Genomic DNA, 14319 nt, shown 5'->3' with positions numbered 1-14319 from the left:
AGTATCTTTGGATTTTAGATGTTGAATTTGCATATTAAATAATGCTAAAGCAGTACATAAACTTTATTGGGTTTATGTGCTGCTTATTTTTGTGTTCTTATGTTCTACTGAATTTGATTTAGGCATATAAACAAGCTCAATCCTAGAGTTTGAAGAATTGGATTAATTATGTATTTAGGTATTTCATTTCCATAAAATTTTTACATCATTTACTTATCGCTTTTATTACATTTATCTAAAACTGATTATTATTTGTTAACCTGTATAGATTGGGGATGGTACGACAAAAACAAATTTAAGGGGAGTTAAATGAACAATTCGATTTTGGTATTAACTATAGTTAGCATATTTTTATTATTGATATTTACTGGTTTTCTCATTGTATTAGTAGTTGGATTGGTTATTGATAAAAGTTTATTAAAGAGTGTTGGTAAAGTGGGAATGATGATTTGCATTCCTTTTCTTATATTGTCGTTCGTTGGAACTGGTACTGTAAAAACTTTACATGAAACAAAAATTAAACATGAACGTGAAATGAAAAATAAGAAAGAGAAAAAGGAACTAGAAGAGAACAACAATATGGATTCAATTTTCTCTGCCACCATTGATGATTTTATGAAGGAGGCACTCAAAGTCAAGGAAGATGCACCAGAAGTCGCTAGTAAAGAGGCCAGAGAATGGAAAGATGCTATTCATTCAAATCCAAGTGGCTTTGAAATTTCTGATACTATTACAAATATTACTTTGAATAACATGGAAAAATTGAATGATCTTTCTGTATCACTTAAGTCAATGAAAGAATCTCTGGATGTGATGAGTGACAATGATACTGGCTATTATGATTATGACGCATATGAAGATGTATATAAAAAATCAAAAAAAATGTATGATTTTATCTTTTGGCCAGAAGTTAGCTTGCTAGAATTTGCTAGAGAATTTAACAAATTGAAAGACGACGTGGACGATTCTTTCGATAATCTTGCTGATTAGTATTGTCAGATAATTTATATAAATCCGTATAATTAAATTTTAAAAATATTCATCACAAAAAAATCCCACTAAGTAAAGAATAGTGGGATTTTTCGTTAACAATTATCAAATTTTTACATTTCGTCAATATTTAATAAGTTGTTTTTGGGATCACTATACAACACTTCAAGATTTCCCATATCTCTAAGTTGACGCCATGCTGAATCTTGCTCAGGTGTAAAAGTTATTTCGTCAGTCTTACGAATATAGTTAACAGCACTAGCAGCATGTGCAGCCAAATCTGCTACATCTGCACCATCTTCGAGTCTCTTGTAGGCTTTCAACAATGGTGTTCGTAAGTTGAAATCGTCAGTGGAATTGTATAGTTCTTTGATTAAGGATTTTGCTTTGGAAACATGGTTATTTGCTTTTGTCATACTTTTTACCTTCTAAGTAGTTAAAATTAGAAATCGATTGCCTTCACGAAATATGATATTAATAAAACTGATTATAGCACTGTGTATAGTTTACTTTGTTTGGATAAACATATTCTCATTTGCACTATTCTTGACTAAGGTTCAAATCACTTGCGATGTCAGCATAAATTACATTTTTCCAGTTATATAAGTTGCATTTAAGATATAATTGAACTATTAAATATCCTTAAGGAGTTTTCTATATGAGCCGTCCCAATGAATTTCAAACAGCATTATCTGGTTTTTCCAAAAGTGAAGAATTCGCAACACTCAAAGGTTTTCCAGCTGACTTTACCAATGATACTGTAAATGTCTTTTCGCAAATGATGGCAGAGTATGGATATAAAACTCTGAAATCATGGAATGCAGATGTATTATCAGACATCTTGTTAGCTCTCGAAGAAACTGCTGACAAGGATGATAGTGATGAATCAAATACAATTTTGATTTTTACCTATGACGTAATACGTTCTTTTTTACAATATGCTGCCGCAAATAATTATTTGGGGTCAACTCCTCAAAAGTTAGACGAAATGTTAGATGATTTTGAAGCTGAAAGTGGCTTGCAAGGACCACCAATGCCATTTGATCTTGATAAGTCTGAACCTGTTGAAATGCAAGATTTTGATGACGGTCTGCCACAATGGTTGGAATATGTTTATAACGATATTGATGCTTACACGCAAAAATGGGCTGATGAATATGTTAAAAGTCCAAACTGGAAGGAACGTCAAAAGGGCGTAACTAAAGATCTAGTGGCTACCTCAATTTCAATTTTGACCGATTATGCTTATGGGATTTATCGTAAGACTCCTAAAACATGGACGAAAACTGCGATTGATGGTGTATTGACGACTCGATTTGTCAGCAATGCTAATTTTAGTGATGAAGAATATCGTTTAATTGGTCCTGCCTTAACAGGTTTACTCGATTTTGTTGCAGACAAAGGTTGGTTGAACAAGAAACGTGCCGAAAACTACACGCGCTGGATAGATGATGCTGCCGTAGAAATGGTTGAACTATCTAAAGACCCCTCAAATTTTGGAACGTCTAAGTTGGTTGCCAACAAGATGTTAGAGCAAGGAATTGATATGACAGACCAAGATGCTGTTGATAAATTTATTGACGAAATCAATGAGAATGGTGGCATAGATAGTTTAAAAGATGACAACTTTGATCCGTCAGAATTAATCGATGATGAAGAAGACGATGACTTTGATGTTAACGAGTTAATAGGCAATCCTGAACTATTAGCTAATGTTGCTGAAATGTATGACGGTGATAAAAAGCAGAAATTCCTATCAAATCCCCGTAAAGATGAGTGGAATTCTCGAAAATGGGATAAGAATACTGCGATTGACGTACATAATCAAGGTGTTCAATTCGGACTATTACTCTTGCTTCAAGCGGACACGTATAATTGGACCAATCCAGATGCAGTCAAAGTGGTAGCTGATATTGTTGACGTGTTATATGCGCAAAACATTGAGACACCACAGCAGTGGTCAACTGCGACATGGAAAGAGTTTGGAACATGGGTAAGAGAAGAACAACCAGCAGGGGAAATGGATTTGTTGAATGATTTGTTAACAATGCTTGGAAATGTCGGGATTTTTCCTGCTAAGAAGATCAAACAGTTATTGAGTGCTCTTAATGGGAATGTTGTTTCACTTGATAAGGTTAGAAAATCTAAGGGTAAGATAAAGCATAAGAAAAAGAGATAGTTTCAAAAATTATTTGAAAAAAACAGTATCACTTTAAACTTAAAACTTCTATTTAGACTTCTTGTTGTCGTTCAAATGTGAACGTCGACGGGGAGCCTTTTTTTGGATTCTTAATTTATCTTTATAGATATCAGAAAAGAATGAATTAATTTAGATACTCTTCTTTATGATTAAGAAGACCCATCACGACTGATTTATTATTGGAAAGTTTTGTTGAAAATACGAATTATTTACAATAAGTTTATTAGTTCTTTACATTCGATTGATATTGTTTAAGTGTATCAAAAAAAACACGACAGTATCGTGTTCAAAGGGGTGCAAGGATGAAGAAAATTTTATTCACATTAGTGGCGATACTAGGACTGGTTGTAATAGTATCTGGGTGTAAGTCGGAAGCTAAGTCAGCATCTTCCAAAGTTTCATCAGTAACTTCCTATTGCAAGAAAGATCAACAACGAAGATGATATTTTCAAGAAAGAATCTATGCTCAGTAAATTTGAGAACGAATCTTTAAAGTATATGAAAAGTAAAAATCCAAATAAACAAGTTCAATCCACGTATAGGGATTCTATAAAATCAATAAAGAAATCAATCAAAGAAAAGAACAATTCAAGAATTGAGGCAGCGATTCTTACGAATCAATCTGAAGAAACGGAAAAAAACTTACAGAAGAAAAATTCTAGTCTGAAGACATTAAAGAAAGAGCTTGTATCACAAGAAAAGATTGTATATTCCAAAGCTCAATTTAAAAAGATAAATGATAAAGTTGATAAGCAGATTTCTGAAAATAATACATTGATTGATAAGTATTCAAAAGTTAACAATAAACAAAATAAAGATGATAACATTAGCCAAGTCACAACCAACAAAGGTAAAAAGGATGAAACGGTAAGTAAAACTTCTTCAAAAATGAACCTTCAACAAATAAAATCAGGCGACTTTTCTTCATTAGTCGGCTCTTGGAAGGAAATTGCTGAAGGAGCTAATTTTTATCGAGGAAATGGCTTTGAGTGGAAGAATGACGTTTCGGGGATGAAACTAAGTATCTCCAAATCTCAAATAAGTGATGGCCAAGTTGTTTTAAGAATGGGATCAAATGGAAAGCTGATAATGAATGAGAATGGTCCAGAAGGTGAAGTTGATTCACGACAAACCGATGTACTGACATTAGATGCTGAAGTGGGCGCACACGCCTATGACATTGTCTTTATACCGAAGGGGATTTCATATGAGCCAGATTTAGACGGGAAAATAAATTTGAATAAGGAACATATTTATATACGAACAAGTAATAATGATTTCGTTGATGTTTTTGAACGTGTATAGGTATATGTCCACTTATGGATTTTTTACTTTTGACTGTAATCACGACCATGATAAAAAAAGAGTTGAAAAACCATGTGGAAATAGAATAAAAACAGGAAATGCAAAAAGATGCATTTCCTGTTTTTATGTGGTGATTTTACATAAGACTCTCCAGCTCATTAAGATTTGCAATTGTGTAGGTGGGATTGATCTGACTATTGTTTCCGTCAAGTTCAGTATCATACCAAACGCTATCGATATTAGAGCGATTGGCACCATCAATATCAGCAGTTAATGAATCTCCAACAACTAACATATTTGATGTGGTTGCACCTTGGATATCAGATTGAACGGCATCAAAAAACTGAACGTCAGGTTTCTTATAACCGATGTCTTCAGCTAGGAAAATTTTGTCGAAGAATTGATTAATATCTGCTCCAGCTAATTGAGTTAGTTGTTTTTGTTTTGATCCGTTAGACACAACGAACAAGTGATGCTTCTGACTAACATTTTCAAGCATCGTCCATGCATTCGGCATTAAAGCGTGTTCTGCTGCAAAGAGAGCTTGAAACTCAACTTCAGATTTTGCACTATCTGCTTCAATATTGTATTTATTGAAGTATGTTGTGAAACGTGAATCCAATAATTCTTTACGACTTATGTCACCAGCTTCAAATTGTCCCCATAGTAGGTCATTTACTTGAAACCACCATTTCATGTGTTCTTCATTAAACGGGAATGAATCAGCTATTTTCATTTTGTGTAGTGCTAGATTGGCGTTTTTCTTTGTGTCGAAAATTGTATTATCCAGATCGAATAGTATGTTTTTGTATGTCATATATATCCTCAATCTATATAGTTTACTTGTTGAAAGTTATGTTAATAATTATATGCTAACTAATCACTGAAGACTAATGTTAGTATGTCACATCGTTATTAATATATTTATATTTCGCCTTGTATTCAAAATTTTATTACTTTAGACTTATTATATGTTTTATTTAGGGAAATAAATTATTGGGGGAAATAAAATAGTGAAATTCAAAAATATTCGTTTGTTAACTGTATTGGCTGCAAGTTTAATGTTGCTGGTTGGTTGTGGTAACAATAATTCTGCTAGTTCAAATCAAAACAACTCGACATCAACTTCTAATACTAAGAGTTCATCAAGCTTCACAAATTCATCTGCACTTTGGGATGATAGTAAGGATCAAAAGCTAGAAAACTTTATTGACCAATGGGGTCCTACAATGCATCAGAAATATACCAAATATGATGGTAAGCACGGAATTGATACTTCAGTTGGAACTACTTTTCCCAAAGACTTAAAGACTGCAACTGTTAATGGGAAGCACGCTTCAATTGGCTGGAGCAAGTCTGGTGAGGGTGACTATGAATACAACGTTGTTGCGATTTACAACTATGTTGGGACGGTTCCACCACTTCCAAGTCACATCACATATTTCTTTGCGTTCAAAGATGGTGAGCCCGTTGCATTGGTTGATCAATCTCGTCAAGGTGGACATGCTAGTTTGTTAAAGACTTCGAATGAGAAGGTTAAGAGTAGTTTTGTACGAATTGTTGAAGGTAAGTCTGTGCAGGGTACAAGTAACGCAAACTCATCTCAGAAGGGTTCAAGTGTAAATAATAGTTCAAGCAAATTAGCAACTGATCCTGACAAAGTCGGAGTTATGGTCTATCAAGAGGCATTTCAATTAGACAGTATTGATTCAGATATGCATCTTTATTTTGGTTCTGGTGATGGCAAATATGGTATTGGTGGAGGTACTGGAATATCCAGTACACAGTTTAGAATTGACGGTGATATTGTTCATTATTGGAAACTAGATCCTGATAGTGCCGAGATTGCTGCGGACGAGACATCTAAAGAATACACGATTGGATTGAAGACACTCGAAGATAAGTACTATACAACTCCTGCTCAAAAACAGGGAGTTCAGAATGCAATTGACCATTTTCAAAGGGATTAATAGGAATATGTAAAGAAATGCACTTTCTTGATTGGAGATAATCAAGAAGGTTTTTTTATATCTAAATATATCGATTAACAGTTATTATAAGGCGGTCAATGTATGAAATTAGAAAGTTCATTGTCGTTTGTGGTCAGTGAATAATTATATATAAGAAGTTCAATACATTAGTACATCATTTTGCCAAAATACAGAATTCATATCCGTTTTTTTAACTATTAATGAAACTAGATAATATTACATGATCCTAAAACATAAGCGCTTACAGTATGCAACTCAATATTAGATAGGAAATTTATATGTGATTCTTAAGAATTTATGTTTAATGAGAAGCCTAACGATGATTTTGTAACTAGAAGTTTTGCCAATCAGTCAAAGAACGGTGAAATCGTACTGAATAGTCAATACTAATTTGCTTACAATATTGAATTTCAAAACAAGAGGGGTACATAATATTCTATTTTTAAACGAATCAGATTGTCTAATAACTGGTTAACACTAAGCACAATGAAATTCGTATAAAAATAAAAATAGAGACTGGTAACTCGTAAACGGCAAAAGTGATTTTCTCGATTTTTTTATTTCCCTTGTTATCAACTTTCTTATTATTTTATATAATTAATGAAGATTCAAGATGTCTAGTATTTTACCACCAATACATAAATACTTCTTAACGAAGCCTATTTTCCCTATATGTCTTTTTAAGCTTGTACTAAATAAAAAATTGTGGTAGTATAATTTTGTTCACCAATGCAACTATATCTGTTAATAGTGTAAGGAAATTTTATAATTGTTTTGATGAAACAAATAAAAAGAAGAGTGTATCAAATGAATAATTTTTTTGGATTAAATTGTAATGGCCGTGGACATAAGAAATTAACGTCAGATATTTTTGATGTTATTAAAAATGGAGGATTTTCCATTGTTGCTTTAACTGAAGTCGCACTTGGACAAGGAACGAATAGATTTGTTCGACAGATGGAATTGGAGGGCTATGCTGGTTTTTTGGGAACTGCGGGAGAACGTGGAAGTAATACAGTTTATGTTGGTATTCGTAAGGATGCATTTGAAACAGATGCAACGGTAATTATTCGTGATCTAGGTTTCTCTAATTTTGTTCACATTGTGGTTGGAACTCTTAACATAATTGTCTTTAGGATTCCTATTTCAAACATAAGAGGTTTATCGCAAATTGCGGTAAACTCAGAATTTTCTGATCGTAAGATGATGATGGAACAGGTCATATCATACGCTTCCAATGTGGAAGGGCCTGTAATTTCAATCTTTGATGCCAATAATGGACTATACCATCAAGGGGAAACGCTTACAGATTATAAAGGATGTGGAAGGTCAATTTACTCCCTACCACTAATTCGGGATATGTTTGAATCAGAACATATGAACCTTTTAACTCCATCTTCGGGTTATTCTTGGAAACTAGGATGTATGAAATCATGTCTCGACCATATTGCAGTTCGAGATTTGGCTGTAGAAAATCTTGAATATGTATGGTACGACGTTTCCGATCATGCCTCGATTCAAGGAGAAATAGATTTACCTAATACTTTGTTACCAATGAATATGTTTCCAGAACTACCAAAAGAGAACAGGAAAGTACTGGAGGTGTAGTGTTAATGGTTAGAAAATTAAATGTGGCAGCAGCTTATAAGCGACATGAAATTTGGATTCAAGTTGTAAATGCCCGTATGGAAGCATTGAATACTTCGATTTCACAAGTTAAGTTGATCTTTGAACAGCCTTATAAATACGAGATACGGAAAGATGAGCCCCAAGCCATTATTGAGGCAATTGAATTGCAAACAAGTCTTTTCTGGGACGCATTTTATAATCAACAGTCACCTGTCGGGATTGAATTTATTACCGAATTTGAATTTTCATTCCCACCAGATGAACATAACGCGAAGAGCATCAGTGCACACAATATTCTTGAGCGAAGAATCACATTTCTGTTAAACAGAATTCGTCTACTTGGTAATGTCTCACGAAAAAGCGGAACTTACTATTATCAAGCTGAAGAGGGACGTTCACTTGCGAAATTGGTAAAAGAGCTCCTTCAAAGTTTATATGTGTTTATAGATCCAGAATATTTTTCGAAGAAATATAAAGAAGAGTTTGAAGAAGCTATGAGTAGCTCAACAAGAGATTTGACAATAAGAGCCAAGAATTATAATGAAAACAATCTTTGATCCAAGATGAATCAAAATTTTAGGAAATACATGAATTTGGAGTGATATAAATTATGTTTGAACCCGTAAACGAGATAGACGGAATACCAGTGGATGATCAGGGATACACCGAAGATGAAAGAATAACAATGGCCGAGTTTGCAGAGTTGTTGTTTCAAACTGAGGGAGAGGGGAGCGTCATACGTTTACCAAACGGTGAGGAAAAATTGGTTGATTATTAGAATAAATTAAATGACAATGATTTAATTGAAAAATGAAGTGCACCCTCTTAATTGGAATAATTAGGAGGGTGTTTTTTTGATGTTAAATAACACTATTGAATAATAAGTAGAAGTGGTCCAGATGTATAAATCAGGACAAGATCGCATTACGATTTGTCATAAGTTTGGTATTGCCTAAGAACTCAAGATTTTATGATGACACTTTTTTTCAAAATATACGGAATTGATGAATCGAAATGTTCAAAAAGAGTCAATATATAGTACTTCATCCAAAATGGAAGTTATGACTTAGTTACTGAGGATGTACGTCGTTTCCAGCGACTGCAAAGTATTTTGGTGTTTTAAATAATAGAACGGTAAAGTAATGGAAACAAAAGATTTTCTCTGTTTTAATGAACTAGTTGATTGCAAAAAGTGAGCACCAGCTATGTCTTAAGAGAAAAATTAATGAAAACAATGATCAAGGTGGATTAATCTATCCCCCATAACCTTATAAGAAAACATGTTGTGATCTGAAGCAATTTAACTGTCTATTAACGGAATGTTTGTTCTTCGAATCATGTGGAAGAACTACTTGCTTAGCAAATCCTTCAATAAGACAGTTGCAAACTATGACGTTCACGTAGAATTGAGACTACAAGACATAGATAGAGATAATATTGCAATATAGAAAGATTAAACCCAGCTATTGAAGTTCATTTATATTGGCATGAAGAATGAAATACATATCGTTAATGACTACAACAGATGAATTGGAATAAAGGATAAGTAGAACAATACATTAATATTGACTGAATAGGTATACATTTTAGATTGCTAATAAATATTGTGATATAATCAAATCCCACATTAGTTTCAACCAATAAGCTTTTATGTCGTAGATAGTGTGCTAAAAGTCATAACCAATTATTCATAAGGAGATAATAATGGGAATATTTATTGCACTTGGTGATTTACACGGCCAAATGGAAACTCTAGATCGATTGGAAATCGTTCAAAAACAGTATCCAACTGCTAAGACAATCTTTATCGGGGATTATATTGATTGTTATGGCACTAACCTCGGGTTTGACCTTCTTCACGAAATACATGATATGCAAATGAAAAATCCCAGTGATGTAATTGTCTTAATGGGAAATCATGAACAGGCTGCGATTGATTACTTTGAGGACCCAGAGAACGACTCTTGGTTACGATTTGGTGGCGACTATACATTGAGAGCAGTAGCAAAGAAACTTGGAAGTAAGCAAGATTTTTCCCACGACCGAGAATTTGTATTAAATCATGAACATGGGTTGCTTGATTGGGTTAAGCAACTGCCACTGACCTATTATCCTGGCAGTGACAATAAAATCGTGTTTACCCATGCTGGATTGGACTTGCTGCTTGATGATCCAATTCGTGATACTTCACAGACTGACCACTTGTGGATGAGAGCTACTTATTGGTATAACCCGAATTTCTGGGGGATATTCGGGCACAATAAACTCGATATGAGCATCGTTACTGGCCATACACCAACTGGAAACATAATGGGTGAATACGAGGATGACGAGCGTCCGAAAAAACAAGAGTCTAATCGTAACCCTATTTATGCCATACATTATCCAGGCGAATATCCACGGTACCTTATCGATGGAGGTGCGGGTGATGGCGATTCAAAAAAACTTGGCAACATTGGGGTATTCGATGGAGAAACTGGCATGCTTATTGATGCAATTGAGGATTAGTATATAAGCATATTTAGGACTAATTAAAAGAAGTTATGTAAAACAAAATTATTAAAAAGTGAAGCATATTTTCAGTAAATTGATGGGAATATGCTTTTTGTGATAGATACATGATCACCAGGATAACGCGTATCAACAATATTATATGTCAAATGTCTATACAAATGATACGTTTAACTGTTAGTATGGTATAATCAAATTCCAATATGTTTCTAAAACATATTCATTGGGAGGAATTATGACTATATTTATCGCACTTGGCGATCTACATGGACAGACTGAAACATTGAATCGGTTAAAGATGGTACAGGCGATGTATCCTTCAGCAATAACGGTATTTATTGGTGACTACATAGACACATTTGGTATGAATCAGGGCTTTGATCTTCTCCAAAAAATACGATACATAAAAGAATCTAATCCATTGCATACCGTGGTATTAAGAGGAAGTCACGAACAAGCTGCTCTTAATTTTTTCGATGGTAAAGATAATATTTCGTGGCCAAGATTGGGTGGTAGGAAAACGTTGCGAGCGGAGACTCAAAGATTAAGTGGTCATCAAGATGCCTTGCATGATCGTGAGTTTATTTTAAATAAAAGACAAGATTTGATCAGTTGGGTAAGAACACTTCCACTAATCTATAAACCTGGAGACAAAAATAAAATTGTGTTTTCACATTTGGGATTGGATTTAAAAAGTGGCAATCCTTTACGTGATTACACATATTACGATGACACAATGGAAATGAACTTGTACGATTTTAAAAACTATGAGTTAGTTTTTAGTAGAAATTCGCTTGGGATAAGTATTGTAGCTGGACATGTGCCCACCGGGGAGATTGATGGGAAATATATTGACAATCAAAAACCTCCGAAACAATATTCAGACCACAATCCAATCTATACAATCCAATATCCAAATGAAATGCCGCGGTATTTGATTGATGGAGGCGCAATTAAAGGCAATCCCAAAATTCTTGGCAATATTGGTGTTTTTGATGGTGAGACAGGATTATTAATAGACCGTTTTGAAGATTCTTGATATCAAAAAAGCCCAAGGACTAGTCTTTAGGCTTAAAGTGAAATTCTTCTGTTAAAGGCAAAAATAGTGACTCAACTTCATGCCCTTTTTGTTCATAGGCATCAAATAATTCATTAACTTCTTCTTTGGTATATGTGTAGTTTGATTTTACGCTAAGAGATGCCAGCTTTCTCGTGAATTGGACAACTTGAGTCATTCGATTTTCTGCCAAATATCTGAAACGGTCATGACCAACTGATGTTTCATCATCCGGTAAGTCTGGCGCTGTAAATTTAAAAGTACTAGGCATTTCATTGAATCGTGAAGGGCCTTTAAAATACTCACGACATTCCACACCAAGTTTCTGGTATGTTTCAAATAGATCGCTGATCTCTGCTTCTGTATATTTATATTTTGGAGCACTGAGGTTAGCTATTGAATTCATATTCTGGAAGACTCTTGTCAATCTTAGTTCAGCAAGTCTTCTGAATTTTTCGTTTCGTGTTTCCATGGGTTCCTCCGTTTTAGTAGAAAATTTAACAGGATGATATTTGAATAATTTTTATGGAGATGATTTTATGCCAATAGAAGTAGATTTCTTAAGATCAGATATAACAAAACAATCTGATTATGATGACAAATATAACAATGTAGCGTCATCTCGGACGTCATTGAAATTCTTTAAGTCAGTTTATCAAAATTCCACGTGGAATTTTATTAAATCAGTTGATATGAAGAATGATAATTTAGTTGAGATTAATGATGGGGTGGGTTTTCCATTAAAATCTGATTCAGAGTTTTCTAATATTCTCGGATCAAATATCGTTGTTACTGGGAATATTGATTTTGAATTTAAACATTTTCCTGAGGATGTCTTAGATGAATACGAAAATTTTAGTGATCAAAAAAGATTAATTGAAGGTTGGGCGTGGTGTAATTGGAGGACAAATAGTTATCTCAACATGAGTTTGATTCCAATGCCGAAAAGTGGGTTCAGCAGTAAACAAACACTGCCGGTGTTTCTATACAATCTTAACATGTACTTTGGATATAACGGTGAGCAATTATTCGGGCAATCCAAGTCTGAAACAAATATTCTAACTAAATATTTAGATAATGCATTTGATTGGGGAACGCCACCTAATCTTGCATTTCATATTGAAGATTATTGCAGAAAGGCTCTTTTAATTGAAGATCGAAATTTAATACGAGCATTATTGAATTATGGGGCAATTTCCAAATCACGGATTAAGAACAATGAACCATTGTACCAGAATGCCAATGATGTAAATAAATATATTGATTTGGTCTCATGGTATTGGTCTGAAAAAGAGAATAGTATTCTAAAGCTCGAAAGGAATGGGGCGATAAAAATATGAGTACATCTCGCAATATTTACCTAACAATTTCATTGCCTGGACAAAACATCGAGGAAACATTAAATGAACAAAAGCTAATGGAGCACACTATTTCTAAGAAAAATTTGTTAAAAGAAGTTGGCGACAAGAAATATATAATAGATGATTCTGACAAAGCAGTTTCAAAGTATAGTTCGGGAGCAGCCAAGTTGGTTCGTCAATTATTTGAGTCTACGGTTAAGTATTACGTTGCGGAAGGACTCCCTTTCATTTCAGTAGGATCTGGTCTTGGAAGAGATGACCTACGATATTTTAAGAAAATTGATCCTGGCTTTGGATATGACATCTACGTTGTTGATTTTATCGCACCGGAATTAGAAAAAGCTAGTGACGTTGAATTGATAGATAAACTTGAACCATTAGTAAAGGATACGTACTCAAGAAAGAAATTAGAAGGCTATTTAAATCGATATCACTCAGTTAAATGGGATGAATTAGGGTGGAAAATTTTAACGCCGACCGTTTTTTTCAGTATATTATCATTTCCATTTGTAGCAGATCCGTATTATCATGACCCAATTCCTGAGGAATTGGTCATTATTGGCGATGTTCATGGTGATTATGATGATCTGGTCGAAATTTTGGATTCACATCCTAAAGCTGATTTCACCTTGCTGGGTGACTACATAGATAGAGGCCCACAGAGTGGTAAAGTCATTCGATTATTACTTGAAAGACATGAAAGCCTCCATCTGTTAAGTGGAAACCACGAAGTTAATCTCCGAAAAAAATATATCGAAAAACGAACAACGATTGGTAGACTTCAACAAGATACAGTGAATCAGCTTTCAGAAGAAGGTATTGGTGAAAATGAAATAAGGACATTTCTGAGCCTTTTGGGCACATATCGTGCCATCCATTTTGCAAATAGAAATATTGTGCTGAGTCATGCTGGTATGGAACCTTCGCTAACATTAAATCTTGCTCTTCATGGAGGCATAGATCTTGTTCCGTCTGAAATTTTTCTTTATGGAATCAAAAAAGAAGGAGAGTCATCCTATGACCGTGATGTTGATTTTGAATGGGTAAGTCATCCAATCAAGCATGCAGTGATGATTCATGGACATCGTAACAAATTCGAAAGAGTTGGAATTACCGAAGAACATAATAAAACGACAACTATTAATTTAGCGGATCAGGACACAACGACCCTGAGATACGCGACTATTCAGCGTGATAAAAGTTGCGAAGTACATATTAGGAAACGATTCTCAAACGATGAAAGAATCATTTCTTTTGATTTGTAAGGGGGATTAA

At 34.2% G+C, this 14319-nt stretch carries 15 protein-coding genes; 12 read left to right on the top strand and 3 right to left on the bottom strand.

Annotated elements, in window-relative coordinates; translation table 11 throughout:
• Positions 1-309: 309 nt before the first annotated feature.
• Positions 310-990: a hypothetical protein gene (locus ABM34_RS07965; RefSeq protein WP_048704810.1), complete on the top strand. Its 681-nt coding sequence runs from the start codon at positions 310-312 to the stop codon at positions 988-990.
• A 113-nt stretch (positions 991-1103) separates the two neighbouring features.
• Here the strand turns inward: ABM34_RS07965 and ABM34_RS07960 are convergent, their stop codons facing one another.
• Positions 1104-1406, bottom strand: a complete 303-nt coding sequence (locus ABM34_RS07960) for a hypothetical protein (protein ID WP_048704809.1) — start codon at positions 1404-1406, stop codon at positions 1104-1106.
• 242 nt (positions 1407-1648) lie between these two features.
• Between ABM34_RS07960 and ABM34_RS07955 the strand changes: the two genes are divergently transcribed.
• The 3 genes from ABM34_RS07955 to ABM34_RS07950 all read left to right on the top strand — a co-directional run bounded on the left by ABM34_RS07955 (position 1649) and on the right by ABM34_RS07950 (position 4495).
• Positions 1649-3169 (top strand): hypothetical protein, encoded by a 1521-nt coding sequence (locus ABM34_RS07955; protein ID WP_048704807.1) that lies wholly within the window; start codon positions 1649-1651, stop codon positions 3167-3169.
• Positions 3170-3492: 323 nt separating this feature from the next.
• Positions 3493-3633 (top strand): hypothetical protein, encoded by a 141-nt coding sequence (locus ABM34_RS13210; protein WP_157023266.1) that lies wholly within the window; start codon positions 3493-3495, stop codon positions 3631-3633.
• Positions 3634-3652: 19 nt separating this feature from the next.
• Positions 3653-4495: a DUF6287 domain-containing protein gene (locus ABM34_RS07950; protein WP_048704806.1), complete on the top strand. Its 843-nt coding sequence runs from the start codon at positions 3653-3655 to the stop codon at positions 4493-4495.
• Positions 4496-4631: 136 nt separating this feature from the next.
• Here the strand turns inward: ABM34_RS07950 and ABM34_RS07945 are convergent, their stop codons facing one another.
• Positions 4632-5312, bottom strand: a complete 681-nt coding sequence (locus tag ABM34_RS07945) for a YjjG family noncanonical pyrimidine nucleotidase (RefSeq protein ID WP_048704804.1) — start codon at positions 5310-5312, stop codon at positions 4632-4634.
• A 196-nt stretch (positions 5313-5508) separates the two neighbouring features.
• On the opposite strand from ABM34_RS07945, the gene ABM34_RS12935 reads away from it, so the two are divergent.
• From ABM34_RS12935 to ABM34_RS07920, 6 genes are all read left to right on the top strand, one after another.
• On the top strand, positions 5509-6465 hold the full coding sequence (locus ABM34_RS12935) for an Lreu_0056 family protein (protein WP_053084461.1): 957 nt from the start codon (positions 5509-5511) through the stop codon (positions 6463-6465).
• Positions 6466-7293: 828 nt separating this feature from the next.
• Positions 7294-8094, top strand: coding sequence for an endonuclease/exonuclease/phosphatase family protein (locus tag ABM34_RS07935; RefSeq protein WP_048704802.1), 801 nt, complete (start codon positions 7294-7296; stop codon positions 8092-8094).
• 5 nt (positions 8095-8099) lie between these two features.
• Positions 8100-8672 carry a hypothetical protein gene (locus ABM34_RS07930; RefSeq protein ID WP_048704801.1) on the top strand — a complete coding sequence of 191 codons (573 nt, stop codon included), beginning with the start codon at positions 8100-8102 and terminating at the stop codon, positions 8670-8672.
• A gap of 53 nt (positions 8673-8725) precedes the next feature.
• On the top strand, positions 8726-8893 hold the full coding sequence (locus ABM34_RS13205) for a hypothetical protein (protein WP_157023262.1): 168 nt from the start codon (positions 8726-8728) through the stop codon (positions 8891-8893).
• Between the two features lie 926 nt (positions 8894-9819).
• Positions 9820-10623, top strand: a complete 804-nt coding sequence (locus ABM34_RS07925) for a metallophosphoesterase (RefSeq protein WP_048704799.1) — start codon at positions 9820-9822, stop codon at positions 10621-10623.
• 238 nt (positions 10624-10861) lie between these two features.
• A complete protein-coding gene (locus ABM34_RS07920) occupies positions 10862-11665 on the top strand; it encodes a metallophosphoesterase family protein (RefSeq protein ID WP_048704798.1) in 804 nt (267 codons plus the stop codon).
• Positions 11666-11684: 19 nt separating this feature from the next.
• On the opposite strand, the gene ABM34_RS07915 is transcribed toward ABM34_RS07920, so the two are convergent.
• A complete protein-coding gene (locus ABM34_RS07915; RefSeq protein ID WP_048704796.1) occupies positions 11685-12155 on the bottom strand; it encodes a hypothetical protein in 471 nt (156 codons plus the stop codon).
• A gap of 67 nt (positions 12156-12222) precedes the next feature.
• On the opposite strand from ABM34_RS07915, the gene ABM34_RS07910 reads away from it, so the two are divergent.
• Positions 12223-13023, top strand: a complete 801-nt coding sequence (locus ABM34_RS07910) for a hypothetical protein (RefSeq protein ID WP_048704795.1) — start codon at positions 12223-12225, stop codon at positions 13021-13023.
• Positions 13020-14309: a metallophosphoesterase gene (locus ABM34_RS07905; RefSeq protein ID WP_048704794.1), complete on the top strand. Its 1290-nt coding sequence runs from the start codon at positions 13020-13022 to the stop codon at positions 14307-14309. The genes ABM34_RS07910 and ABM34_RS07905 overlap by 4 nt, the downstream gene beginning before the upstream one ends.
• Positions 14310-14319: the final 10 nt, after the last annotated feature.

It is taken from the genome of Companilactobacillus ginsenosidimutans (assembly GCF_001050475.1).
Lineage (GTDB): Bacteria > Bacillota > Bacilli > Lactobacillales > Lactobacillaceae > Companilactobacillus > Companilactobacillus ginsenosidimutans.
The sequence above is the reverse complement of the archived record's forward strand: the minus strand, read 5'-3'. Positions and strand labels throughout refer to the sequence as shown.

What these genes read in the sequence shown, in the direction of transcription:
- ABM34_RS07965 (WP_048704810.1), top strand. Translation starts at nt 310, where the DNA reads ATGAACAATTCGATTTTGGTATTAACTATAGTTAGCATATTTTTATTA.
- ABM34_RS07960 (WP_048704809.1), bottom strand. Translation starts at nt 1,406, where the DNA reads ATGACAAAAGCAAATAACCATGTTTCCAAAGCAAAATCCTTAATCAAA.
- ABM34_RS07955 (WP_048704807.1), top strand. Translation starts at nt 1,649, where the DNA reads ATGAGCCGTCCCAATGAATTTCAAACAGCATTATCTGGTTTTTCCAAA.
- ABM34_RS13210 (WP_157023266.1), top strand. Translation starts at nt 3,493, where the DNA reads ATGAAGAAAATTTTATTCACATTAGTGGCGATACTAGGACTGGTTGTA.
- ABM34_RS07950 (WP_048704806.1), top strand. Translation starts at nt 3,653, where the DNA reads ATGCTCAGTAAATTTGAGAACGAATCTTTAAAGTATATGAAAAGTAAA.
- ABM34_RS07945 (WP_048704804.1), bottom strand. Translation starts at nt 5,312, where the DNA reads ATGACATACAAAAACATACTATTCGATCTGGATAATACAATTTTCGAC.
- ABM34_RS07935 (WP_048704802.1), top strand. Translation starts at nt 7,294, where the DNA reads ATGAATAATTTTTTTGGATTAAATTGTAATGGCCGTGGACATAAGAAA.
- ABM34_RS07930 (WP_048704801.1), top strand. Translation starts at nt 8,100, where the DNA reads ATGGTTAGAAAATTAAATGTGGCAGCAGCTTATAAGCGACATGAAATT.
- ABM34_RS13205 (WP_157023262.1), top strand. Translation starts at nt 8,726, where the DNA reads ATGTTTGAACCCGTAAACGAGATAGACGGAATACCAGTGGATGATCAG.
- ABM34_RS07925 (WP_048704799.1), top strand. Translation starts at nt 9,820, where the DNA reads ATGGGAATATTTATTGCACTTGGTGATTTACACGGCCAAATGGAAACT.
- ABM34_RS07920 (WP_048704798.1), top strand. Translation starts at nt 10,862, where the DNA reads ATGACTATATTTATCGCACTTGGCGATCTACATGGACAGACTGAAACA.
- ABM34_RS07915 (WP_048704796.1), bottom strand. Translation starts at nt 12,155, where the DNA reads ATGGAAACACGAAACGAAAAATTCAGAAGACTTGCTGAACTAAGATTG.
- ABM34_RS07910 (WP_048704795.1), top strand. Translation starts at nt 12,223, where the DNA reads ATGCCAATAGAAGTAGATTTCTTAAGATCAGATATAACAAAACAATCT.
- ABM34_RS07905 (WP_048704794.1), top strand. Translation starts at nt 13,020, where the DNA reads ATGAGTACATCTCGCAATATTTACCTAACAATTTCATTGCCTGGACAA.